Origin of the sequence: Saccharopolyspora sp. NPDC049426 (assembly GCF_040676935.1) — a bacterium.
GTDB lineage: Bacteria > Actinomycetota > Actinomycetes > Mycobacteriales > Pseudonocardiaceae > Saccharopolyspora.
The window spans coordinates 602,976-626,896 of the sequence record NZ_JBFAPZ010000002.1 but is presented as its reverse complement, the minus strand read 5'-3'; the positions used below and the strand labels follow the sequence as shown (position 1 = coordinate 626,896).

At 70.6% G+C, this 23,921-nt stretch carries 19 protein-coding genes; 9 read left to right on the top strand and 10 right to left on the bottom strand.

Going from position 1 to position 23,921, the window contains the following annotated elements; genetic code table 11:
* Both AB0J78_RS06115 and AB0J78_RS06110 read right to left on the bottom strand, forming a co-directional pair.
* Window positions 1-737, bottom strand: a 737-nt coding sequence (locus tag AB0J78_RS06115) for an AMP-binding protein (RefSeq protein ID WP_363787525.1), incomplete at its 3' end; no start/stop codon positions are given.
* Between the two features lie 95 nt (window positions 738-832).
* Entirely contained in the window at window positions 833-1,750 is a 918-nt protein-coding gene (locus tag AB0J78_RS06110) for a LuxR C-terminal-related transcriptional regulator (protein ID WP_363787524.1), read from the bottom strand.
* Between the two features lie 439 nt (window positions 1,751-2,189).
* Here AB0J78_RS06110 and AB0J78_RS06105 point away from each other — a divergent pair, with 439 nt between their 5' ends.
* Window positions 2,190-4,559 carry a molybdopterin cofactor-binding domain-containing protein gene (locus tag AB0J78_RS06105; protein ID WP_363787523.1) on the top strand — a complete coding sequence of 790 codons (2,370 nt, stop codon included), beginning with the start codon at window positions 2,190-2,192 and terminating at the stop codon, window positions 4,557-4,559.
* 9 nt (window positions 4,560-4,568) lie between these two features.
* Window positions 4,569-5,045 (top strand): (2Fe-2S)-binding protein, encoded by a 477-nt coding sequence (locus AB0J78_RS06100; protein WP_363787522.1) that lies wholly within the window; start codon window positions 4,569-4,571, stop codon window positions 5,043-5,045.
* 53 nt (window positions 5,046-5,098) lie between these two features.
* Here the strand turns inward: AB0J78_RS06100 and AB0J78_RS06095 are convergent, their stop codons facing one another.
* From AB0J78_RS06095 to AB0J78_RS06075, 5 genes are all read right to left on the bottom strand, one after another.
* Complete coding sequence (locus AB0J78_RS06095) at window positions 5,099-7,390, bottom strand: FdhF/YdeP family oxidoreductase (protein ID WP_363787521.1); 2,292 nt, start codon at window positions 7,388-7,390, stop codon at window positions 5,099-5,101.
* Between the two features lie 347 nt (window positions 7,391-7,737).
* Entirely contained in the window at window positions 7,738-9,117 is a 1,380-nt protein-coding gene (locus AB0J78_RS06090) for an Nramp family divalent metal transporter (protein WP_363787520.1), read from the bottom strand.
* 25 nt (window positions 9,118-9,142) lie between these two features.
* A complete protein-coding gene (locus tag AB0J78_RS06085; RefSeq protein WP_363787519.1) occupies window positions 9,143-10,303 on the bottom strand; it encodes an exo-alpha-sialidase in 1,161 nt (386 codons plus the stop codon).
* Window positions 10,300-11,061 (bottom strand): aldolase/citrate lyase family protein, encoded by a 762-nt coding sequence (locus AB0J78_RS06080; protein ID WP_363787518.1) that lies wholly within the window; start codon window positions 11,059-11,061, stop codon window positions 10,300-10,302. The genes AB0J78_RS06085 and AB0J78_RS06080 overlap by 4 nt, the downstream gene beginning before the upstream one ends.
* A gap of 26 nt (window positions 11,062-11,087) precedes the next feature.
* Window positions 11,088-12,071, bottom strand: a complete 984-nt coding sequence (locus tag AB0J78_RS06075) for an aldo/keto reductase (RefSeq protein WP_363787517.1) — start codon at window positions 12,069-12,071, stop codon at window positions 11,088-11,090.
* A gap of 20 nt (window positions 12,072-12,091) precedes the next feature.
* Here AB0J78_RS06075 and AB0J78_RS06070 point away from each other — a divergent pair, with 20 nt between their 5' ends.
* The 3 genes from AB0J78_RS06070 to AB0J78_RS06060 are packed head-to-tail and all read left to right on the top strand — an operon-like array spanning window position 12,092 to window position 15,254.
* Window positions 12,092-13,462: a four-carbon acid sugar kinase family protein gene (locus AB0J78_RS06070; RefSeq protein WP_363787516.1), complete on the top strand. Its 1,371-nt coding sequence runs from the start codon at window positions 12,092-12,094 to the stop codon at window positions 13,460-13,462.
* Window positions 13,459-14,457 (top strand): 4-hydroxythreonine-4-phosphate dehydrogenase PdxA, encoded by a 999-nt coding sequence (gene pdxA, locus AB0J78_RS06065; protein ID WP_363787514.1) that lies wholly within the window; start codon window positions 13,459-13,461, stop codon window positions 14,455-14,457. The genes AB0J78_RS06070 and pdxA overlap by 4 nt, the downstream gene beginning before the upstream one ends.
* 20 nt (window positions 14,458-14,477) lie before the next feature.
* Complete coding sequence (locus AB0J78_RS06060; protein WP_363787512.1) at window positions 14,478-15,254, top strand: DeoR/GlpR family DNA-binding transcription regulator; 777 nt, start codon at window positions 14,478-14,480, stop codon at window positions 15,252-15,254.
* Here AB0J78_RS06060 and AB0J78_RS06055 read toward each other — a convergent pair.
* Window positions 15,235-16,440, bottom strand: coding sequence for a cytochrome P450 (locus AB0J78_RS06055; protein WP_363787510.1), 1,206 nt, complete (start codon window positions 16,438-16,440; stop codon window positions 15,235-15,237). The two genes, AB0J78_RS06060 and AB0J78_RS06055, sit on opposite strands and share 20 nt — an antisense overlap.
* A gap of 29 nt (window positions 16,441-16,469) precedes the next feature.
* The gene (locus AB0J78_RS06050; protein ID WP_363787508.1) at window positions 16,470-18,134 is read right to left on the bottom strand and encodes a prenyltransferase/squalene oxidase repeat-containing protein; all 1,665 of its coding nucleotides are present in this window, start codon (window positions 18,132-18,134) and stop codon (window positions 16,470-16,472) included.
* Between the two features lie 498 nt (window positions 18,135-18,632).
* Between AB0J78_RS06050 and AB0J78_RS06045 the strand changes: the two genes are divergently transcribed.
* The 4 genes from AB0J78_RS06045 to AB0J78_RS06030 are packed head-to-tail and all read left to right on the top strand — an operon-like array spanning window position 18,633 to window position 22,874.
* On the top strand, window positions 18,633-19,661 hold the full coding sequence (locus AB0J78_RS06045) for an aminotransferase class I/II-fold pyridoxal phosphate-dependent enzyme (protein ID WP_363787506.1): 1,029 nt from the start codon (window positions 18,633-18,635) through the stop codon (window positions 19,659-19,661).
* 1 nt (window position 19,662) lies between these two features.
* Window positions 19,663-20,646: a polyprenyl synthetase family protein gene (locus AB0J78_RS06040; protein WP_363787504.1), complete on the top strand. Its 984-nt coding sequence runs from the start codon at window positions 19,663-19,665 to the stop codon at window positions 20,644-20,646.
* Between the two features lie 3 nt (window positions 20,647-20,649).
* On the top strand, window positions 20,650-21,627 hold the full coding sequence (locus tag AB0J78_RS06035) for a UbiA family prenyltransferase (protein WP_363787502.1): 978 nt from the start codon (window positions 20,650-20,652) through the stop codon (window positions 21,625-21,627).
* A complete protein-coding gene (locus AB0J78_RS06030; RefSeq protein WP_363787500.1) occupies window positions 21,624-22,874 on the top strand; it encodes an NAD(P)/FAD-dependent oxidoreductase in 1,251 nt (416 codons plus the stop codon). Before AB0J78_RS06035 ends, AB0J78_RS06030 begins: the two co-directional genes overlap by 4 nt.
* A 20-nt stretch (window positions 22,875-22,894) precedes the next feature.
* Here the strand turns inward: AB0J78_RS06030 and AB0J78_RS06025 are convergent, their stop codons facing one another.
* The gene (locus AB0J78_RS06025) at window positions 22,895-23,908 is read right to left on the bottom strand and encodes a methyltransferase (RefSeq protein ID WP_363787498.1); all 1,014 of its coding nucleotides are present in this window, start codon (window positions 23,906-23,908) and stop codon (window positions 22,895-22,897) included.
* Between the last annotated feature and the right edge of the window lie 13 nt (window positions 23,909-23,921).

Below are 23,921 nucleotides of genomic sequence, written 5' to 3'. Positions count from 1 at the left end.
GCCAAATTCCCCATCACCATCCCGAAGCAGTGGTAGAACGGCGGCACGATCGCCACCCGATCCACCTCCGAATACCCGCACAACTCCCCCACGAAGAACCCGTTGTTGAGGATGTTGTGATGCGACAACGTCGCACCCTTCGGAAAACCCGTCGTCCCCGACGTGTACTGAATGTTGATCGCATCATCCGACGACAGCGCCGACTGCGCCGACCGGACGCGCTCCCGGTCGGCCGCGCGCCCCGAATCCAGCAACCGCTGCCAGCTCGGGTCGTCGAAGTACACGACCTCCTCCAAGGCCGCGCACCTGCCGCGCACCTCGTCCACGATGGCCACGTAGTCCGAGCTCTTGAACGACTTCGCCGACACCAGCATCCGAACCCCGGCCTGGTTGAGCACGAACTCCAGCTCGTGCGACCGGTAAGCGGGGTTGATGTTGACCAGGATCGCGCCGATCCTCGCCGTCGCGTACTGGGTCAGGGTCCACTCGGCGCGGTTGGGGCCCCAGATCCCGACCCGGTCGCCCTTGACGACGCCCGCTTCGAGCAGACCGGCCGCGACGACGTCCACCTCCGCGAGGAACTCCCGGTAGGTCCAGCGACGACCCGTGGCGACCTCCACCAGCGCGTCCCGGTCGGGGAAGCGGGCGGCCGTGCGGTCCAGGTTCTCCCCGATGGTGTCACCCAGCAACGGCACGTCGGAAACACCGGACGCGTAGGACAGCTCGACCGCAGGCACGTTTTCCTCCCGGCAGGTGGCGTGTGTTCGTGACCGCACACGGTAGGGACCGGGATCGTGCCTGCGTTACACCCGAATTGGGGTAGACCCCGGCGTCACGGCAGCAGCCAGGCGGATCGCGCGCGCACGACGGCCTCGTGCCGGGTGCGCGCGCCCAGCCTGCGCATCGCCGCGCGCAGGTACGCCTTCACCGTCTCGGGCGCGAGCGAAAGCCGTTCCGCCACCTCGACGTTGGTGCAGCCGAGCGCCACCTGCGAGAGGACGTCGAGCTCCCGCCGGGACAGCCGGAGCTGCGGGGCCGGCTCGGTCTCGCCCGACCGCAGGTCGGTGAGGCGCTGCGCGACCTCGTACATCCGGGCCCGCAGGTTCCCGTCCTCCACCGAACCGGCGATCGCGCACAGCTCGGAGTGCACCGACCGCAGCTCTTCGAGGTTGGCCACGTCGGCGACGTCGGGGCGCCGGGTGGCCGCGATCGCCTCGGCCATCGACATCCGCCGGTCGACCTCGTCGCGGACCGCCAGTTCAGCGGCCAGGCGTCGCCCGGCCGCGATCAGCGAGTCCCGCGCCCGGTCCCCGACGGCGACCCGCTGGCGGATCGCTCCGTAGAGCACGGCACGGCACTTCCCGCGCACCCGCACGGGGACAGCGAGCACCGCCGACAGCCGCTCGGCCATCACCGGGCCGTCGTAGTCGTGGGTGATGTGCCGGGCGGTTCCGTAGTCGACGACGCCGATGGGCCTGCCGAACGCCAGCGCCTGGCCGCCGACTCCCCTGCCCTCGTGGACCTCCAGGTCGCGCAGGCGCGTGGTCAAGGTGCCGAAGCACTCGGTGAGCCGGACGCTGGAGCTGGTGACCTCGCCGCCGAAGGCGACCGGGAAGTCCGATTCCGCTGACACCGAGCGCAGTTCAGCACGCAGCGCGTCGCGATCGTCCGGTCGCAGACGAGCTCCGCCGCTCGTCCGGTCCTCTGGTCTCCGCGTCACGGCGCCGTTGCCGTCTCCGCTGCCGGCCATAGTGTCCGTCCTCCATTGGCTGATCGACGCGTTCCGGTTCGCGCCGAAGACACCCACCCCGTAGTGGCACTGAGTTGAGCGACTATACCCGCCATTTGGCCGCTGAAACGATTCCCTCCGCGCACAACACGCCTCGCATGCCCCCTTACAGGTGCGTCCGTTCAGGTGATTGTTCGAGCACTTCGCGTAACGAAAGCATGACGCCGGTCACACCTCCGGGTCGCTGACCTCCGGTGATCCGGATCCGTCCGTTCCGCACTGTCCGTGACCTCCCGATCACCCCATCTCGGGGGTATTGGAACCGGAATCCGGTCCTGCAACATGACTCGCCAACCGACTCGCACCGACGAGTTCTCACCAGACGGAAAAACACCGCGACACCGAACTTCCCGAACCTCGCGACGCTTCCGAACTGACAAGCCCGTCGAAAGGTTGCCCCATGCGCTCCAGTCGCACGGACACCACCGCACCCGGCGCCACCACGCCCAGCAGGCGCCGCTTCCTCGGATATCTGCTGGCGGCGCCGACGCTGGTGGCCGCCGCCGAGCTCGGCGGCGGATCCCTCCTCGGCCCCGCCGCGGCCGCCGCGACCGGCGCGGGCGTGCCGCCGACCCCGCAGGTCGCCGACCACGTCGACCTCACCGACGGACTGGTCTACGCCGCACGCCCCACCGCGAACCTCATCTCCGTCCAGCTCAACGAGGACGGCTCCGCCAGCTTCGCGCTCAACCGCACCGAGGTCGGTCAGGGCCTGAGCACGGCCATCGCGATGCTCATCGCCGAGGAGCTCGAGTTACCCCTGGAGAAGGTGCACATCACCCTGGCCGACGCGCGCCCCGAGCTGGTGTTCAACCAGCTCACCGGCGGTTCCGCCTCGATCAGCGCGCTGTACTGGCCGGTGCGCACCGCGGCCGCGATCGCCAAGGGCCGGCTGTTGGAGGCCGCCGGCCACGTCCTCGGGGAGCAGGCGGACCTGCTGACCGCCAAGCTCGGGACGATCACCTCGGCGACCGGCAACGCCATCCCCTACGGCGACCTCGTCCACAAGGCCGCCAGCGACACGACCACCGAGGTCGAGGTGGCCCTCAAGCCCGAGTCGGAGTTCCAGGTCGTCGGCAAGCCGACCAGGCGCATCGACGCGCTGGAGGCGGTGACCGGGCGCAAGAAGTTCACCACCGACCTCCAGGTCCCCGGCGCGATGCCGACGATGGTCTGCCGGCCGCCGACGATCAACGGCACCGTGCGCGGGGTGAACAACATCGACCAGGTGCGCACGATGCCGGGCGTCACCGACGTCGTGCAGATCAGCAGCGGTGTCGCGGTGCGCGGTGAGACCTTCGGGCAGTGCATCGACGCGGTCAACGCGCTGGACGTGTCGTGGGGTCCGGGCCCGGTGGACGACGAGTCCGACGCGTCGGTCGAGCAGAAGCTCAAGGCCGCGACGCCACCCCCGGTGATCCCACCGACGCCGGCGACCCAGACCTTGGAGCGCCAGTACACCTTCGGCTTCGTCAACGGCAGCGCGCTGGGCGTCAACTCCGCGATCGCCGACGTCCGGCCCGACCGGGCCGAGATCTGGTCCACCGTCAAGATCCCGATCGTCGCCCAGGCGGCCATCGCCGAAGAGCTCGGGCTCGCCCAGCCCCAGGTGACGGTGCACGTGGTGCCCGGTGGCGGTTCGTTCGGCCGCTGCCTGTTCCACGACGCCGCGTCCGAGGCGGCCGAGATCTCGAAGAAGCTCGGCAAGCCGGTCAAGCTCATGTGGCACCGCGCCGACGACTGCAGGCAGGGCCGCGTCCACCCGATGTCGGTGGGCACGATCCGGGCGTCGTTCACCAACGACGTGATCAGCCTGGAGCAGCACCTCGCCGGTGTGCGCACCGACTTCAGCCACGGCTTCGGCGAGGCGCTGACCTCGACGGCGACCCGGCTGCCGCTGGCCGGGTACTCGGTCTCGGAGGTCATCTTCACGCTGACCACGCCGTCGCTGTACAACTTCGGCGTCACCAAGACGTTGCTGACCGAGACGCACCAGAGCGCGGCCAACAACCAGAAGCGCGGCGGTTTCAACACCGGCAGCACGCGCAACGTGTACTCGCCGGACGTGGCGACCACGCGGGAGCTGTTCGTCGACGAACTCGCCGAGAAGATGGGCATGAACCCGTACGACTTCCGGCGCAAGTACGTCAAGAACGAGAACCTGCTGAAGGTGCTGGACAAGGCCGCTGAAGTCGGCGGGTGGGGCCAGCCGACCCCGGACGGCGTCGGGCACGGGATCGCGCTGCACCACGAGTACAAGAACACGATGGCCTGCTTCGTGGAGATCGACTGCCGCCCGGAGACGGTCAACCGGCCGATCCGCAACGGTGTCACCGGGCCGCGGGTGACGCGGGGCGTGCTCGTCACGATCCCCGGGCACATCGTGGTCAACCCGCTCGGGCTCGAAGCCATGATGCAGGGCGGCTTCATCGACGGTCTCGCCCAGGCGCTGACCGCCAGCGTCCACCTCAACGAGGGCCGCATCGCCGAGGCCAGCTGGGACAACTTCTTCTACTGCAGGCAGTGGAACCTGCCGTTCGAGTTCACGCCGGTGATCCTGCCCGCCGAGGAGAGCGAGATGCCCTCCGGTGGCGGCGAGATGGGCGTCGCTCCCGCGTTCGCGGCCACCGCCTGCGCCTACCGCGCGGCCACCGGCACGACGCCGACGTACTTCCCGATCAACCACAACGATCCGCTCGCGTTCGAGCCCTACCCGCACGTCCCGCCGTTGCCGCCATCGCCGACCAACGGCCTGGACTACACCTACTGAGGAGGCGGAATGCCCGAGCACACCTTCAAGCTGAACGGCAAGCAGATCACCGTGGACGTCGAGGACGACGTGCGGCTGCTGTGGGTCATCCGCGACCTGCTCGGCGTCACGGGACCGAAGTACGGGTGCGGGATCAACGTCTGCAAGGCGTGCACCAGCCACATCAACGGCAAGGCGTTCAACCCCTGCGCGGTGCAGGTCAAGGACGTCGAAGCGTCCGATGAGATCACCACGATCGAGGGCCTGCCGGACACCGTCGGCGAGGAGCTGCACCCGATGCAGGAGGCGTGGCTCGACCACGACGTCGTGCAGTGCGGCTACTGCCAGCCCGGCCAGATCATGGCCGCGGTCGCCAAGGTGAAGCAGGCCCGCGCGAAGGGCCGGGAGATCACCGACGCCGACATCGAGGAGATCCGCAACGTGTGCCGCTGCGGCACCTACTTCCGGATCCGGGAGGCCATCAAGGACGGCTCCACCAAGATGTGACCCCGTCGCGAAGGGCCGCCCCGCACCGCGTGCGAGGCGGCCCTTCGCGAGTGTCAGCCCTGCTCGGCGACGGGTTCCAAGCGGACGATGACGCCCTTGGACGTCGGCGTGTTGCTGACGTCGGCGACGCTGTCGAGCGGGACGAGCACGTTGGTCTCCGGGTAGTACGCGGCGGCCGATCCCCGCGCCGCCGGGTAGGCGACCACGCGGAAGTTCGGCGCGCGCCGCTCGACCCCGTCGTGCCACACGCTGACCAGGTCCACCGCGGAGCGGTCGGCGATTCCGAGCTCGTCGAGGTCGGCGGGGTTGACCATGACGACGCGGCGGGCGTCGTGGATGCCGCGGTAGCGGTCGTCGTTGGCGTACGGGATGGTGTTCCACTGGTCGTGCGAGCGCAGCGACTGCAGGACCAGGTACCCGTCGGGCGCCGAGAGCCACTCGAACTCGTTGGAGCTGAACACCGCCTTGCCGCTCGGCGTGCGGAAGACACCGCTGTTGACCGGGTTCGGCAGCGGGAATCCCGCCGGGTCGGCCACTCGCCGGTTGAAGTCCTCGAAGTCGGGCACGACGCGCGAGATCCGGTCGCGGATCGCGTCGTAGTTCGACTCGAACTCCTGCCACGGGATGGCCGGGTCCTCCCCCAGCGTCCGGCGGGCCAGCCGCGACAGGATCGCGACCTCGCTGAGCAGCGCCTCCGAGGCCGGTTCGAGGCGGCCGAAGGACGCGTGCACCATGCTCATCGAGTCCTCGACGGTGACGAACTGCTCCACGCCGTCCTGCACGTCCCGGTCGCTGCGCCCCAAGGTGGGCAGGATCAGGGCGGTTTCACCGCACACGGTGTGGGACCGGTTGAGCTTGGTGGAGATGTGCGCGGTCAGCCGGCACTGGCGCATCGCCTTCTCGGTCACCTCGCTGTCCGGCGAGGCGCGGACGAAGTTGCCCGCCACGCCGAGGAAGAACCGCGCGCGTCCGTCGAGCATGGCCCGGATCGAGTCCACCGAGTCCCAGCCGTGCTCCTTCGGCGGTGTGAAGCCGAATTCCGCTTCGAGGGAGTCCAGGAAGGACTGCGGGACGCGTTCCCAGATGCCCATGGTGCGGTCGCCCTGGACGTTGCTGTGCCCGCGCACCGGGCACGCACCGGCACCGGGTTTGCCGATGTTGCCGCGCAGCATCAGGAAGTTGACGACCTCGCGGATGGTGGCGACGCCGTGCTTCTGCTGGGTCAGGCCCATGGCCCAGCAGGCGATGACGCTGTTGCTGGCCAGGACCCGGTCGCGCACCTGCTCGATCTCGGCGCGGGTGAGCCCGGTCGCGGCGTGCACCTCGTCCCAGGACAGCTCGCGCGCCTGGCGTGCGAACTCCTCGAAGCCCGTGGTGTGGGTGCGGATGAACTCCTGGTCCAGGACGGTGCCCGGGGCGGCGTCCTCGGCTTCGAGCAGCAGCAGGTTCAGCGCCTTGAACAGCGCGAGGTCGCCGCCTGGCCGGATCTGCAGGAACTGGTCGGCGATCGGGGTTCCCCGGCCGAGCACGCCGCGGACCTTCTGCGGGTTCTTGAACCGCATCAGCCCGGCCTCGGGCAGCGGGTTGACCGCGACGACCTCGCCGCCGTTCTGCTTCGCTCGTTCCAGCGCGGTCAGCATCCGCGGGTGGTTGGTTCCCGGGTTCTGGCCGATGACGAAGATCAGGTCGGAGTGGTGCAGGTCGTCGAGGCTGACGGTGCCCTTGCCGACGCCGAGCGTCTCCTGCATGGCCGAGCCGCTGGACTCGTGGCACATGTTGCTGCAGTCCGGCAGGTTGTTGGTGCCGTAGGCCCGCGCGAACAGCTGGAGCAGGAACGCGGCTTCGTTGCTGACCCGGCCCGAGGTGTAGAACAGCGCCTCGTTCGGCGAGTCGAGCGAGCGCAGTTCCGCCGCGAGCAGGTCGAGGGCGTCGTCCCAGCTGATCGGCTCGTAGAAGTCCGAGTCGGAGCGCTTGACCACGGGTTCGGTCAGGCGTCCCTGCTGGTTGAGCCAGTAGTCGGACTTCTCGTCGAGCTCGGAGACCGAGTACCGCTGGAAGAACTCGCGGGTGATGCGGTGGGAGGTCGCCTCGTCGTTGACGTGCTTGGCGCCGTTCTCGCAGTACTCGTTCCTCGGCCGGTGCTTCGGGTCCGGGTCGGGCCACGCGCAGCCGGGGCAGTCGATTCCCTTGCCCTGGTTGAGGTTCAGCAGCGTCAGCGCGGTCCGCCGCGGCGAGGTCTGGCTGAGCGAGTACTGCAACGCGTGCGCGACGGCGGGAGCGCCGGTCGCCCACGTCTTCGGCGGAGTGACCTTCAGGTCGTCGATCGGGTCGTCCATCCCACTCATGCTGTGGCCATTCCCCTGTTCATGCTTCGCGCGCCGATGCGCCGCAGAATCGCGGTGAAAGCCAGCCTTGGCCGCTCACGAGGTGAAGTCAAAGAACCCGCGCGTATGGTTTGATAAACAGCGGTTTCCAACACCGGCGATCAGCACTTCCACCACCGCGACACCGCAGGTGGGAGGCCTAGTGGAGCTCTCGCGCGCGGAACCGGAAACCGCATCGGATGTGCCTGGGATCACGCCGTTGGCGACACGGCGATTCCTCCGCGAACAATGGGGCCGGGAATTCGAATTGCCCCAGGATCGAGTTCCGCGGGCCCCGTTTCACCCGGGGCCCGCGGAGCGTTTCGGGCTCACCCCGAGAGAGTGCTCGCGATGCTGGTGCACAGCTCGTAGGTGGCCCAGAGCCCGACGCCGCCGATGAGGGCGAGGACCGCGGTTTCCCACCACTTGTTGGCGTAGCCGTCGGCCATCAGGGAGCGCTTCGTCGTCATCACGATGAGCCCGACGGTGATCATGGGAACGGTCAGCACGTTCACCGAGTTGCCGAGCAGGGTGATGATCACCATGCCGGGCATTCCCGGCAGCGAGAACACGATCGGCACGGTCATGATCACCGTGAGGATGATCCAGAACAGCCGGTCGTAGGAGAACGCATCCTTGTCCGCCACACCGGTCAGGTCGCGGTGGGCGCGCAGGCGTTCCAACCGTTCGGGACGGGACTTGTGCAGCGACTCCACGAACATGCGCACGAACACGCGCGGCTGGGTGACGATGTTGTTGAACACGGTGAAGAAGATCGCCAGCCACATGATCGGCGGCCCGGCCGGGCCGATCGCCTTCTCCATCATGCTCGCCAGACCGTCCGCGGAGGACACGCTTTCGCCGGTCCCGTGCAGGGTTTCGGCCGCGACCACCCAGACCGCCAGCACCAGGCCGAACATCACGAAGCTGCCGAAGCGCAGGTCCAGCCGCTGCAGCTTGAGGTATCCGGGGCCGCGCCAGCCCTTCTCGTGCATCAGGTACGGGTAGAGCAGGTTGGCCGCCGAGCCGCCGACAGCACCGATGAGACCGACCGCTGTGCTCGCCGCCGTGATGTACCCGGCTTCACCGGGTGGCATCTCGAACAGCAGCCCGCCGAACAGCTTCGGCACGTCCAGCCCGGTGCCGATCAGCGCCAGCAGGAAGCAGACCACCAGCACGGCCATGGTGATCTGGGCGACGATCTCGAGCCCGCGGAAGTGCCCCTTGCGCCGCGAGGCCAGCGCGTACGCCACGCCGGTGGTGAACACCGCCCACAGCGGGATTCCCCAGCTGCCCAGCGGCAGGACCGCTCGGAACAGGGCGTCGAGCGCGGTCGCGGCGGCCAGCGTCAGGAAGGAGACGTAGACGAAGCCGAGCACGCAGGTGGTCGCCCCGATGAACATCGGGAAGCCCTTCCACACCCTGCCGTAGCCGTCCAAGATGGTCTCGTCGCCCACCGCGTTGCACAGCTGGTACTTCGACATCGCCGAGACGATGAAGTACCGGGAGAAGGTGGCGACCACCAGCGTCCAGATCAGCGCGTAGCCGAAGGTGGACCCGGAGACCGAGGCGCTGATGAAATCGCCGGTCCCCAGCCAGGACATCACCACGACGATGCCGGGGCCCATGTTTCGCAGAAATCCCGACCAGGTGTCGGGTGGGCCCGGGTGGGTCACCGCCGGAGATTTCGCGTTGAGTTCACTAGCCATGGCTGCTCCATTGCGAGGCCGAGGTTCAGCCGCCGAACCAGGTGGGCGACACGCGAACGTGCTTGATGGCCCGGCGGAAGTAGGTGAAGGCGACGTGCAGGTCGCCGTCATCGGTCTGGGTGATCGAGGGGTAGGACAGCTCGCGGTTGAGGCCGTCGCGGGAGTTGTTGGTCAGGCAGTAGCCGTCGCCGACCTCCACGTCGCGGCGCACCGGCCAGCTGCGGCCGCCGTCGGCGGAGAGGGCCACGGTCAGCGGTGCCCGCGGGGCGCCCCAGAACGCGGTTCCAGGCGGTCCTTCCTGCACCGCGGCGGGGTCGGTGATCGAGTCGCCCTCGATCTCGTCGTAGAGGGAGGCGCGGCGCTCGGTGGCGTCGGCGGCGCTGCTGTGGTTGTACGCCAGCGCGAGACGCCCATCGCGCAGCGCGGTGACCTGGATCGACGAGTTGTTGTTGGGCAGCTCGGTCGGTTCCGGTTCGCTCCACGCGATCCCGTCGGTGGAACGGCTGGCGAAGATGGCGTCGGCCTGACGGCGTCGGAACAGCGCGAGCAGGCCTCCCTCGGCCAGCGGCACCACGTTCATGTGCACGCACCCGGTGCTGCCGGGAACCTCGTGGTGCGACCAGGTGGCGCCCTGGTCGTCGGAGACCAGCACCGCGCTGGTGTCCTCGTCGCCGCGCCACCGGCCGGTCTCCGGGCGCACGCAGTGGAAGACCGGAAGCACCCAGCGGCCGGAACCCAGCACCACGACGGGTTGCCGGACGAACACACCACCGGTGTCCGAAGCGGGGATGAGGGTGCGCGGCGAGCTCCAGCTGCGTCCGTCGTCGCCGGAGACGACGAGGCGCACCTCGGCGGTGTCCTGGTTCCCGGAGTGCTGCGCGGTGTACAGCAACCAGAGATCGCCACCGGGCGTGGGGAAGAGGACGGGATTCTGCTCGGAGCGTTCGGGGTCGGCCGAGACCTGGACCGGGTCGCTCCAGCGTCCCGCGGGATCGAGGCGGGCGAACCAGACGTTGATGTCCGAGAGCCCTTCCTGCGTCCCGGCGAACCAGGCGCAGCCGAGCTCTCCGCCGGCCAGCGGCATGAGGTTGGCGGCGTGCGATTGCGCGGTGCCCGCGCTCAGGTGGGTTTCGGCCCGGTGGGGCTCGACTTCGCGGAGCACGCCGTCACTGATCAGGTCGGTCATGACTTGGCCGCCTCCAGGTGCTCGCCCGCCGCCCGCTCCAGGTGCACCAGATCGCAGGCGACGCTGGCGAAGGTGTAGCCCTGCTCCAGCCTGCGCGCGGCGGTTGCGCCGTCGGGCGTGTGGATGCCCGCCGCGATTCCCGCTTCGGCCGCCGCCTCCCGGACGTCGGCCACCGCCTGTTCGAACTCCTCGGCCACGGCCGGGTCGCCCGGGAACGCTCCACCGACGGCCAGGCACAGGTCCGACGGGCCCACGTAGACGCCGTCGATGCCCTCGGTCGCGCAGATCTCGCGGACGTTGGCCAGTCCCTGCGGGGTCTCGATCATCGCCAGCAGCACGACGCTCTCGTCAGCAGCGGCCGGGCGTGGTCCGATCCGCAGGCCCGAGCGCATCGGCCCGTAGGAACGTCGTCCGCGCGGCGGGTAGCGCGTGGCCGCCACGGCCGCGCGGGCGTCCTCGGCCGAGTCGACCAGCGGGACGATGACCCCACCCGAACCTGCGTCGAGGGCGTGCCCGATGGCAGCGGGATCGTTGGCCTCCACCCGGGTCAGGCCGACGGAGCCGCCGCCGGCGTCGATGGCCATCATGGCGTTGAGCAGCCCCGAGTAGCCGAGCAGGCCGTGCTGGGCGTCGACCGCGACGTAGTCGTAGCCGAGCCGAGCGATGCGCTCGGTGCCGATCGGGTTGTCGAGCACCACCCAGTAGCCGACGACCCTCTCGCGGGCGCGCAGCTTGCGCGCGAATTCCGCTGCGGACACGGACTCTCCTTTCGTTTGCAAGGTTTTCAGCGGTTGTAGGCGGGCATCGGACCGCGCAGGAACGCCCCGACGGAGTCGCACGCCTCGACCACGTCCGAGGGGAGCGGCCCGGCGCCCAGCGCCGCGATGTTGGCTTCGAGCTGTTCGGTCTTGGAACCGCCGAGCAGCACGGCCGAGGTGGCCGATTTGCTGAGCACCCAGCGCAGCGAGAGCTCCACCAGCGGGATCCCGGCGTTCTCGGCGACGCTGTCGAGGCGTTCGATCGCGTCGAAGAGCCGCTCGTCCCAGTAGCGCTTCCGGTACATCTCGGCGAGTCGCGAGTCGGCGAAGCGCCCCGAGGACGGATCGCGCTCGAAGCTGTGCCTGCCGGTGAGCAGCCCTCCGGCCAGCGGGTTGTAGACCACGGTCAGCAGACCTGCCGTGTCGGCGAACTCGACGTACTCGTCCTCGACGCGACGGGCCAGCAGGTTGTACAGCTGCTGTGCGACGACCGGCCGCGGTGCGCCGACCTCGTCAGCGACGTGGTTGAGCTCGGAGATCTGCCAGGCGGCGAAGTTGGAGACGCCGAGGGCACCGATCTTGCCCTCGGCGACCAGGCTCGCGATCGTGGTGAGCGTGTCGGCGAGCGAGGCCGCGCGGTCTGGTTGGTGCAGGTAGAACAGGTCGATTCGCTCCGCGCCGAGCCGAGAGAGGCTCCCGTCGACGCTGGATCGCAGGCCCTCGGGCGACAGCGGCGAGTGGTCGCCCGCGTCCGGGTGCGGCATGCCCGCCTTGGTGGCCAGCGAGATGCGGTCGCGGCGGGCGGTCAGGAGCTCTCCGAGGATCCGCTCGGTCTCGCCGCCCGCGTATCCGTTGGCCGTGTCCACCGCGGTGATGCCGGCGTCGAGCGCGGTGTCGAGCATCTTGGCCGCTCCGGCGGCGTCGACGGTGTCGCCGAAGGTCATCGTCCCGAGCACGAGGGACGACATGGGCACCTCGACGCCGGGCACCTCCAAACGCGGAAAGGTCATGCGGGGACTCCTCGGGGGGAATGCGGCGGCCACGCGGCCTCGTTGCGTGGATCACCATCGCAGGACTGCGCGTTTCGCGCAATAGCGATGGCGCGAAACGCGCAATTCCGCTAGCGTGGCCGTCACGTCGCACGACCGACCCCGGTCGAGCCGCAGGGACCGCGCCGCACTACGACGAGGAGCCGGAATTGCTGGATAACGGACTTCTCGCGCTGGCTGACGACTTGTCCGGGGCAGTCGAGGCAGCTGCGTGCCTGCGACCCCTCGGGCAGTCCACGACGGTCGAACTCGCGGGGAAGGGTTCCGCTCCAATTGCGCACAACGCGCAATCCGTGGTCGTGATGGACCTCGACATCCGGGAGCTCCCCGCCGCCGAGGCGGGCCGGATCGCCTCCGCGGCCCTGCGCGAAGCGGGCGACCGCGGCGTCTTCGTCAAGATCGATTCGCAGCTTCGCGGCAACGTCGCCGCACTGCTGAGCGCCGCCGCGGATCGACCGCTGGTCATCGCACCCGCGCTGCCGGCGATGCACCGGACCGTGGTGGGCGGTGTCGCGCACCTGCGCGGCGTCCCGCTGCACCACTCGGCCGCCTGGCAGGTCGAGGCCACGTCCCCGCCGCGCAACATCGCCGAGACCCTCGCGCCGCTCCCCTGCCGCACCATCCCGCTGGAGACCGTCCGCTCGGCATCGCTGCCCGCCGCTCTGGCCGAATGCATCGCCGCCGGTGCGGTTCCGATCTGCGACGGTGAGGTGGACGCCGACCTCGACGCCGTGGTGGCCGCGGCTCCGGACGGGACTCGACTGGCCGGTTCAGGCGGCCTGGCCGCGGCCCTGGGGCGCACCGCGCCGGCTCCTGCCGACGAAACTCCCCTCGCGCCAAAGGGAAACCCGCTGCTTCTGGTGGCCGGGACGGCGTCGCCCGAGGCCGCCGAGCAGTTGCGCGTCGCCGAGCTGCGCGGAACGCGCATCGTGGCCTGCAGCACCGCCGACCTCGTCGGTCCCGACGCCGGCGAGTCCGCCCTCTCCCGCGCCCTCGTCGCGCTCGAACGCGGGCCCACCGCCCTGCGCATCGACCCGTCCGAGCCGGTCGCACCCGGGCAGTCCCGAAACCTGGTGCGGGGTCTAGCATCCACGGCCGCACGCGTCGTCGAACGCCTCCCCGGCCCGGTCGACGTCGTGCTCACCGGCGGAGAAACCGCGCGGCTGGTGCTCGACGCGCTGGGCGTGCGCGCGCTGACCCCGGTCGGCCAGATCCACCACGGTGCCGTGCACAGCCGCACGCCCGCCGGTACGTCCGTGGTGACGCGCCCCGGCAGCTTCGGTGAGAGCGACAGCCTCGCAAGGATCGTCGAACACCTCCGTCCCGCTGGAATCGAAAGGTTGACGAAGTGAACAGTGCCTCCACCACCCCCGTGATCGCCGTGACGATGGGCGACGGCGCCGGTGTCGGACCCGAGGTCACCGTCGGGGCGCTCCTCGACGAGGCCACCACCGGCCGGTGCCGTCCCGTCGTCATCGGCGACGCCGAGCGGCTGCGGAAGGCCGCCGGCATCCTCGGTGTCGACGCCGAGGTGGTCGCGGTCGACTCCGTCGACGACGCGGTCTTCACCCCGGGCCGGATCAACGTCATCGACCTCGGTCTGCTGCCCGCCGATCTCCCGTGGGGCGCGGTGTCCCCGGTCGCCGGTGACGCCGCCTACCACTACGTCCGCGTGGCCAGCGAGCTGGCGACGAGCGGTGCGGCGCAGGCCATCTGCACCGCACCGCTGAACAAGGAGGCGCTGCACGCCGCCGGGCACGTCTTCCCCGGCCACACCGAGCTGCTCGCGCACCTGACCGGCACCGACGAGGTGTCGATGATGCTGGCGACCCCGGCGATGAAGGTCATCCACGTGACCACCCACATCGGACTGATCGACGCGGTCGCCGCGATCGAGCCCGGCATCGTCGAGCGCACCGTGCGCCGCGGTGACCGGACGCTGCGCGACTCGGGCGTCGAGTCCCCGCGCATCGGCGTCTGCGGCATCAACCCGCACGCCGGCGAGAACGGCCTGTTCGGCTACGGCGAGGAGGACGAGAAGATCGTCCCCGCGCTGGACAAGCTGCGCGCCGACGGCATCGACGCCCAGGGCCCGCTGCCCGCCGACACCGCGTTCTTCCTGGCCACGCGCGGCGAGTACGACCTCATCGTCGCGATGTACCACGACCAGGGCCACGGCCCGGTGAAGGTGCTCGGCATCGAGACCGGGGTGAACATCACCGTCGGCCTGCCCGTCATCCGGACCTCGGTCGACCACGGCACGGCCTTCGACATCGCGGGCACCGGCAAGGCGGGCACCGAGAGCATGGTCGAAGCCATCCGCCAGGCCGCGAACCTGTGCGCGTGAGCTGAACGGGAGGCGAAGCGATGCCCAGTGGTGCGCAGGAGCGCCGGGCCGCGATCCTGCGGCTGGCCGGCTCCTCCGGATTGACCAGCGTCGACGAGCTGTCGAGCACATTCGGGGTGACGACCTCGACGATCCGGCGCGACCTGGCGCAGCTGCAGGCCGCGGGCCGACTGGCCCGGACCTACGGCGGCGCGATGCCGCTGGCGCACGAAGCGCCGCTGCGGCAGCGCAACGGCGAGGCGACCGAGGCGAAGCAAGCCATCGCCCGCTGGGCCGCCGACCAGGTGCGGCCCGGCGAAACCGTGCTGCTCGACTCCGGCAGCACGACCACGGCTCTCGCCCGCGAGCTGTCGCACCGCAGCGACCTGACCGTCGTCACCACGGGGATCACGGTGCTCCACGAGCTCGCCCACGCGGATCTCCAGGTCGAATGCCTGGGCGGGGCGTTGCGGCAGCTCAGCCAGGGGCTGGTCGGCCCGCTGACCGAGGCCGCCCTGGAACGCCGGACGTTCGACCGCGCGTTCCTGGGCGCCGACGGCGTCACCGCCGAGCACGGCATCTGCGAGGCGGATCTGGAGCAGACCCGCCTCAAGGAGCTCATCGCACAGCGAGCCGACCACGTCTACGTCCTGGTGCACGCCGACAAGCTCGGCCAGCGACCCTTCCGGGCGCACACCCGGTTGAGCCCGCACTGGAGCCTCGTCACCGACGACTCGGCCGACCCGGTGATCACCGCTCACTTCCGAGCCCGGGGCCACGACGTGGTCGTCGCCGGAATCAGCTCAGCTTCGGGGTGAGCACCACCGGGAGGGTGCGCGGGGCGTGGACGTGGACGCTGCGGCGGTAGGTGAGCTCGGCCGGGTCGGCGACGACGCGCAGGTTCGGGTGGCGGCGGAACAGGGCTCCCAGGGCGACTTCGCCTTCCAGGCGCACCAGGGCCGCGCCGAGGCAGCGGTGGATGCCGTGCCCGAAGGCGAGGTGGCCGCCGGTGTCTCGGTCGGGGTCCAAGGTGTCCGGATCTGGGTAGTGGTCCGGGTCGCGGTTGGCCGCGCCGGTGGAGAGGGTCACCGATTCACCCCTGGCGATCTTCACGCCGCCGATCTCCACGTCTTCGGTGGCGAAGCGCAGCGAGGCGTTGAGCGCCGGTGACAGCCAGCGCAGCAGTTCCTCGACCAGCGAGGGCGCCTTCGCGGGGTCGGCGAGGCGGGCGCGGGCGGAGTCGTCGTCGACCAGCGCCCGGACGCTGTTGGTGATGAACACCGCGGTGGTCTCGTGGCCCGCCATCAGCAGCAGCATGGCCATCGCGACGATCTCCAGGTCGGAGAGCCGGTCGCCCTCGTCGGAGGCGGAGATCAGCGCGGACAGCAGGGCGTCGTCGGGCGCAGCCCGCTTGGCGGCGACCAGCCCTTCCAGGTAGGTGGCCATCTGCGCGGAGGCTCGGGCGAGCTCTTCGTTCGGGCACTCGTCGATGAGCACCGTGGACAGCCGGGCGAACTCGTCGCGGTCGATCTCCGGGACGCCGAGGAGTTCGCTGATCACCACCATCGGCAGCACGATCGCGAAGCGGGCCACCAGGTCGACGGGCTCGTCCTGCGGCAATTCCGCCAGCAGTTCCTCGGCGAGGGATTCGACGCGCGGACGCAGGGTGGCGATGCGGCGGGTGGTGAACGCCTGGGTGACCAGGCTGCGCAACCGGGTGTGCTCCGGCGGGTCGAGCGAGGTCAGCATGTGCGACATCGGGGCGGGAAGTCCGGGTGGGGCGGAGGCGCGCTCCTCGGCGGGCAGGCTGGAACGCCAGTCCTTGGCCAGGCGTTCGTCGGTGAGCCCCGCCTTCACCTCGTCGTAGCGGGTGACCAGCCAGCTGCGCCCGCCCTCGAAGTCGACCTCCTGGACGGGGCAGGTCCGGCGCGCTTCGGCGAAGGCCGCGTGCGGGTCCTGCCAGTAGTGCTCGGTGAAGGAATCCTTCTGCGTCGCACCGGTCATCGGGTTCTCCATTCCGTGAAGTGCCGCGGTCAGCGCAGGGCGTCGCGGTAGCGGCCGAGCGCGCGCAGCGCCATGCCCTGCGCCAGCGCCGGGTTGCTGTAGCGGCTGACGTGGCGGACGTACTCGTTGACGCTCTCCGAAGGCCAACCACCGCCGGGTTCGCGCTGGTCGAGCAGCCAGTTCAGCCCGTCGCGCACCGACTCCGGGGAGGCGCCGGCGGCGAGCAGCCCCGAGATCGCCCACCCGGTCTCCTCGACGGTGGCGGGCGCGCCGTGCCCGTCGCCCCACGAGCCGTCGTGGTCGCGGGCCTGCTCCAGCCAGGTCTTCGCGCGCCGCGCCGGTTCCTCCTCAGCGCGTCTGGCATTGGAGAAGGTTTCGAGCACGGCGGCGGTGGCCATCGTGTGGTGGCGGTACCAGACGGATTCGAAGGAGCCGTCCGGCAGCTGGGCCTTGGCGAGCCAGTTCAGGGCGCGCCGAACCCTGCTGTCGTCGGCCGGGATCCCGGAGTCCAGCAGCGCGTCGACGGCCTGCGCCGTGGTCATCGGGCACGGTCCGCTGTTGGCGACCTTGGTGTTGCGCACGCACAAACCCCACGAGCCGCGCGAGTCCTGCAGGCGGGTCAGCCAGTCCACGCCCAGCTCGACGGACCTCGCCTGCGCGTCGCCGGGCATCCGGCACAGCACGGACAGGATCTCGCTGGTCTCCAGCGTCGACGGCCAGCCCGCGGTCCCGGCCCAGCCCCAGTAGCCCGGCGGGCAGCCGAAGGCGAGGAACGGCCGGTGCTGCTGCAACCGCACGAACAGCTCGGTGGACGCCGCCAGCCTGGGGTCGTCGGCGTAGCCGGCCTCGGCGAGCCCGCGCGCGGCGTACATGGTCCACGCCGCGTCGAGCGGGCCGGTCTGCCACCAGCCGTCGGGGTCCATGGTCTTGCGGAACCACTTCACGGCGGCGTCGACGAGGTCCGGCGCCAGCTCCGCGCGGGCCAGCCCGGTGCACACCAGTCCGGTGACCCACGCGTTCTCGCACCAGGCCCCGGTCGAGCCCTCGTGCTCGTGCACCTGCCGGATCGCCTCGAGCGCGTTGGCCTCTCCGAGCCTGGCCAGCAGGCGGTGGAAACGGTTGAGCGGCTTGTGCCTGGCCTGGGCCAGCCCGAGCGCGAACGCCATCGGGATCCGCAGGTCGAACAGCCTGCGGTACAGGCTCGGAACGAGCGCCACTTCCAGCGGGAACCGGCGCATCTCCTCGTGCGACAGCCAGCCGACGAAGCCGTAGTACTGCCGGCACCAGGACACCACCTCGGGGTGCGGGATCGCGTCCAGGCCACCGAAGTCCGCCATCCACCGCTGACCGGAGCGCACGGCCTCGGCGCTGCCCTCCGGGTCGACCAGGTGCAGCACCGCCGAGCTCACCGCCGTCGGGCCGGCTTCGCTGTCCAGGCCCGGCACCATGGCCCAGCCGCCGTCGGCGTTCTGGGTGCGCCGCAGCCATCCGGCGCCGGCCTCGATCAGATCGGCGCTGCCCCGCGGGTCGGCGTGGTGCAGCGCGGACAGCGCGCCGACCGTGCCCAGCGTGGAGGTCAGGTTGTCCTCGCAGTAGTCGAACACGCCGTCGGCGCGCTGGGCCAGGAACAACGCCTCCGCGCCCTCGCTGATCGCCTGGTCGAGGGCGTCCGGCTCGGGCTGCACCGTCGTCATGCGGTTTCCTCCAGTCCGGCCGTGCGCTAACCGGGCACGGCCTCCTCCGCAAGGATGTCGCCGAATTCGCGGCTGCGGATCGACTGATGAGATTCGTTGCCCGCTGGCCCGTTTCGGCTGGCCGGACTCTACGCGAGCACATCGGGTTTGGACCACATCCGCAGAGGTTTCGCGTTGATTTCCGCGAGGTTCCGGCAAATTCCCGGTTAGCCGGTAAATTCTCGTCTCGTCCACAGTGAACCGTTCGGGCGTCTGCGGACGTGGTCAGCGGATTTACCGGTATTCCCTTGAATTGACCCGTCATCAGCCTTTTCTCAGCGGGAATTCGTTGACAGCGCGGGGATGAGGAATGAAGATCGTCCTCGTCAGGCCATCGGAGAGAAGGACGCACTTGGACCCGCTCGTCCATTCCGCCTGATTCCGGTCTTCCACGTTCCGCGTCGAGCCTGCGCGCTCGCCGGAGTGATGCGTGCGCACGTCATGAACGGAGATCAGCCTGTGCCCACCATTCGGCACCAGTTGTCCCTCAACGAGAACTTCGCGGCACCCCTGCCCGGCGTGCGCGAGGCCATCGTGCACAGCTCCGACCGGGTCAACCTGACGCTCGACGCGATGTCGGCTGGGCTGACGCGCGCCATCGCCGAGCACGTCGGGCTGGACTCCTCCGAGGTGTTCGTCGGCCCGGGTTCGGGGGCGCTGCTCCAGCAGTTCCTCACGACCTTCGCCGGTGGTGGCGAGAGCGTCCACGCCTGGCCCTCGTTCGAGATGTACCCGCTGCTGGTGCGGTGCGCGGGTGCGACACCGGTCGCGGTGCCGCTGCGCGATGACGCCCACGACCTGGCCGCGATGGCCGACGCGGTCACCGACCGCACCAAGATCGTGCTGCTGTGCAACCCGAACAACCCGACGGGCACTGTGTTCGCCGACGACGAGCTGCGCGCGTTCCTCGACCGGATCCCCTCGGGCGTGCGGGTTCTCATCGACGAGGCGTACGCCGACTTCGCCGAACGATCCGCGATCGCCCGCGGCATCCAGCTGACTGCCGAGGATCCCCGGGTGTCGGTGGTGCGCACGTTCTCCAAGTCCCACGGGCTGCTGGGGTTGCGGGTCGGTTATCTCGTCGCCAACGAGTCGGTGGTCACCGCGCTCACGCCGAACTCGTACTTCTTCCGGGTCAGCACCGTGGCGCAGGACGCCGCGCTGGCCGCCTTGCGCGCCGAGGACGTCATGCGCAAGCAGTGCGCCGAGGTCGCCGCCGAGCGCGACCGGGTGCGCACCGGGTTCGCCGAGCTGGGCCTCGACGTTCCCCGCAGCCACGGCAACTTCCACTGGCTGCGGTTCGGCGAGGACAACGACGCGTTCGTGCGGTTCTGCGACGAGTTCGGCGTGCAGGTGCGCACTCTCGCCGACGGCGCCGGGGTCCGGGTGACCGTCGGCACCGCCGAGGCCAACGACCTGGTGCTGGATCTGACCCGGCGCTTCCTCGCCGGTGACAGGGCAGGCGCCCCTCGGACGGATAGCGCGTGAGATGACCGACGACACCGGAATCGGCTCGCCGGAATGGGCGGAGCAGCTCAGCCGCGAGATGCGCAAGCGGTGGTCGGCGGTCGCCGATCGCACCGAGCAGATGGCCGGGCACGCCCTGCTGGCGCCCGGCAAGATGCTGCGGCCCGTGCTGCTGCTCAACTCCGCCGAGGCCACCGGCGGTGACAGCGCCCAGCTGCTCCCGGCCGCGCTGGCCGTGGAGTACCTGCACGTGGCCACCCTGGTGCACGACGACATCATCGACGACGACCGGCTGCGCCGTGGCCGTCCCACCGTGCACGCCGAGTACGGCATGGCCGACGCGCTGGTCACCGGCGACTTCCTGATCCTGAACATGGTCACCTCCCTGTCGGAGTGCACGGCCGTGCCGTCCGCTGCGGTGCTCGAAGCGGCCCGCGTGCTGGCCGGTGCGGGTTCCGACGTGTGCCGAGGTCAGGTCCGGGAAGCCGAGATGGCGGGCGACCTGAGCTGCCCGGTGAGCGACTACCAGGAGATGGCGGCGCTGAAGACGGGTGCGCTGTTCCGGGGTGCCTGCCGGGCGGGCGCGGTGCTGGCGGGAGCCACCGGCGAGCACGCCGACGCCGTCACGCGCTACGCCGAGCACCTGGGCGTGGGTTTCCAGATCTTCGACGATCTCCTTCCCTACCTGGGCGATTCGACCGGAAAACCGGCCACCAGCGATGTCGCCAACCTGCGCCCCACCCATCCGGTGCTGGTCGGCCACGAGGTCGCCGACGAGCGGGGCAGGAAGCGCTTCGCCGAAGCGCTGTCGGGCCGGTTGCCCGCCGAGGAGTCCCACGCGCTGATGCGCGAGCTGCTGATCACCACCGGGGCGTTGGAGCGGAGCAGGCAGCGCGCTGCCGAGGAGATCGCGGCGGCGCGGGACAGCCTGGACGGACTGCCGGGTGCGGTGGCGGTCGAGCAGATGCGCGCGATCGCCGACCTGGCCATCGACCGGAGCCGGTAGGCCGTGCACGGCCGCTGGGCGCGCACGCGCCGAACCCTCTGGGCGCACGTGCAGACCTTCCGCCCGTACACGCTGTGCTACCCGGTGCTGGTGGGCGTGGCGGGCGCGGGCGTGACCGGTGAGGCCGGGATCGCGGAGTTCGTCATCGCCGGGTTCGGCACGGCGTTCGGCTGGCTCGCCGCGCACTACCTCGGTGACTACTTCGACCGCGAGCTGGACCGGGTCGCCAAGCCGCAGCGGCCGATCCCGTCGGGCCGGCTGGCACCGGGCACCGCTCTCGCCTGCGGGATCGGCCTCGCGATCGCCGCCACCGCACTGCTGACCTGGGCGAACTTCCGGGCGCTGCCGCTGGTCGTGGTCGCGCTGTCGGGCGTGGTGGCCTACAGCCGGTTCTGCAAGGCCCGAGGGCTGTCGGGGAACCTGGTGCGCGGGCTGATCACCGCCACGGCGTTCCTCATCGGCGCGATGGTGACCGCTCCCCTGCCGGGGTGGACCGCGCTCGCGCTGTCGCTGGTCTTCCTGCTGCACGACACGGCGTCGAACCTGGTCGGCACGATGCGCGACGTCGACGGCGACCGCGCGGCCGGGTACCGGTCGGTGCCGGTCCAGCGGGGGCAGCGCTACGCCGCCCGGCTGTCGGTGCTGCTCTACGCCTCGGCGATCGGCCTCGCCGCGCTGGGGCTCGCGCTCCCGCACCGGACCGGGTACCCGGTGCTGCTGGCGGTGGCGGGCTGCGCCGGGCTGATCGCGGTGCTGCCGCTGCTGCGGCTCGCGCCGACGCTGAGCCAGGCCCGCGCGCTGCGGGCCCACGAGGTGCTGGTGGCCGAACGCCTGGTGCTCGCCGCGGCGATCCTCGCCCGCACCGTTCCCGCAGTCCCCGTGGTCGCGTCGCTGCTGCCGGTGCTGGTGTTCAGCGTCTGGACGCAGGCGGCGATGCGCTCGCGCCACGAGATCGCCGACGAGGAGGCCCTGCCGACATGAGCTCCCCTGCCGCAGAACGCGCGGACGTCGTGGTGTGCGGGGCGGGTGTGGGCGGCCTGGCCGCCGCGCACGCGCTCGGATCGCTGGGCCTGCGGGTCGTGGTCGCCGAGAAGCGCCCGACGGTCCCCAGGATCCCCAAGGGCGAGGTGCTGCAGCCCGGCGCGTTGCGGATCCTCGATGACTGGGGCATCAGCGAGGTCCTGGAAGACCGAGGTGCGGTTCGTCTTTCGTCGCTGGTCGCCGTGGAGGCCAGGGGCCGGATGGCGCTGGACTACGCGCAGCTGCCGGAAGGCGCGAACTGGCTGCTGTCGGCCGACCACGAGTCGATCCTGACGGCTCTGGCCGACCACCTGCCCGACACCGTCGACCTCCGCCGGGCAACCTCGGTGCAGGACGTGGTCCGCGACGACGACGGGCACGTGGCGGGCGTGGCGCTCAAGGGCTCGGGCGAGGTCCGCGCGCCGCTGGTGGTGGCGGCCGACGGCGTGTCCTCGCGGCTGCGCCGGGCCGCGGGCATCGAGGCCGACCGCGAGGACTACCCGCACCGGCTCGTCGCGCTGGAGATCCCCGACGTTCCCGACGCCGCCCGCGAGGTCGTCGCCCACACCACCTCGCGCGGCCTGCGGATGCACTACCCGCTGCCGGGCGACCGGGTTCGGCTCTACGTCCAGATCGAGCCGGACGAGTTCCGGGGCGTGGACCACGACGCGGTGCTGCACTGGACCGACGAGCTGATCGCCGAGCTGCCCGACCTGGCGGTCTTCGGGGACCGGCTCCGGGCGTGCGCGGCGGACCGGCAGACGCTGCCGGTCTCGCACTTCGAGGCCTCGGGGCTGTCGGCGCCGGGCATCGCGCTGGTCGGCGAATCGGCCCACTCGGTGCACCCGATGGCGGCGCAGGGCATGAACAGCGCCATCTACGACGCGCACGCCCTGAGCTCATGCCTCGCCACGGAGTCCGATGTGGACACCGCGCTGCGCGAGTACGAGTCCCTGCGACTGCCCGAGATCACCCAGATCGGCAAGATCAGCCACAACGCCGCGCGGATGCTCACCGACCTGTCGTGGGCGGGCCGCGCGATCGGACGGCGGGCGCTGCGCAACACCGGCGCCAACCAGCGGCTCAGCTTCACCGTCATGCACAACCTGTCCGGCCTGGGCCTGCACCCGCTCTCGCCGTTCGACCGGCTCTGCCAGCTCGGACTGCTGCCCGACCCCCGGTCGCGGCGCCGGCCTCGGTGGGCATGAGGACCGGCGCCGCGCACGCCTCACGGCCTGCCGCACTCCACGACGACGAGACCGCCCGGCCAGGTCCGGGTCTCGATCACCTTCAGGCCCGCCTCGCCGGCCAGCACATCGAAGTCGCCGACCGCGCGCTCCTGGCCGCCCAGCAGCACCAGCGACTGCAGGTCGAACGAGGTGTTCTGCTTGGCGTGGTCGTCGCCCGCGAGGACCTCCACGATGACGACGCGACCGTCACGGGCGGCCTCGGCGCAGCGGCGCAGGATCGCGGTCGCGTTCTCGTCGTTCCAGTCCGTGAGCACGCGGGAGACGAGGTAGACGTCCCGGCCCTCCGGCAGCGCGTCGAAGAAGCTGCCCGGGACGAACCTGGCCCGCTCCGCAACCCCGGCCTCCGCCAGGAACACGTCGGCTTCGGCGGCGACCGCGGGCAGGTCGAGGACCTCGCCGTCCAGGTGCGGGTTCGCCCGGACGATCTCGGACAGCAGCGCGCCCTGACCGCCACCGACGTCGATGACGGTCTTCACCGGAGCCCAGTCGAACTCCTCGGCCAGCACCGGGCCGGTCTGCCAGGCGTAGGCGGTCATGACGTCGCCGAAGAATCGCCGCAGGTCGTCGTTGCGCTGGTAGTCGTCCCAGAACGGGGTGCCGTGGACCGTGCCGTAGGCCGAGCTCCCGGTGCGGACGGAGTGCAACATCCCGCTGAAGGCCATGTCCATCCGGGCACCCGGCCCGTCCAGGACCAACCAGTCCTTGAGCCACTTGCCGTCCTCGGCCAGCAGCCGGCGCGACAGCGGCGTCAACCCGTAGGCGCCCTCACCGGTCTCGGCGAACAGGCCGATGCTGACGAGGTGGCGCAGCAGCCGTTCGAGGGATTCGCGGTGCGCGCCGGATTCGGTCGCGAGCGGGCCGATCTCGGTCGTGCCACCGGCGATCAGCTCCGGCAGCCGCAGCGTCACCGCGACTCGGATGGCGAAAGGTGTTGCCAGATCGATGAGCTTGGCGAGTTCGAGACTCGTCTCGCGCGATTCCTCGGGATCCATGGATCTCTGCTTT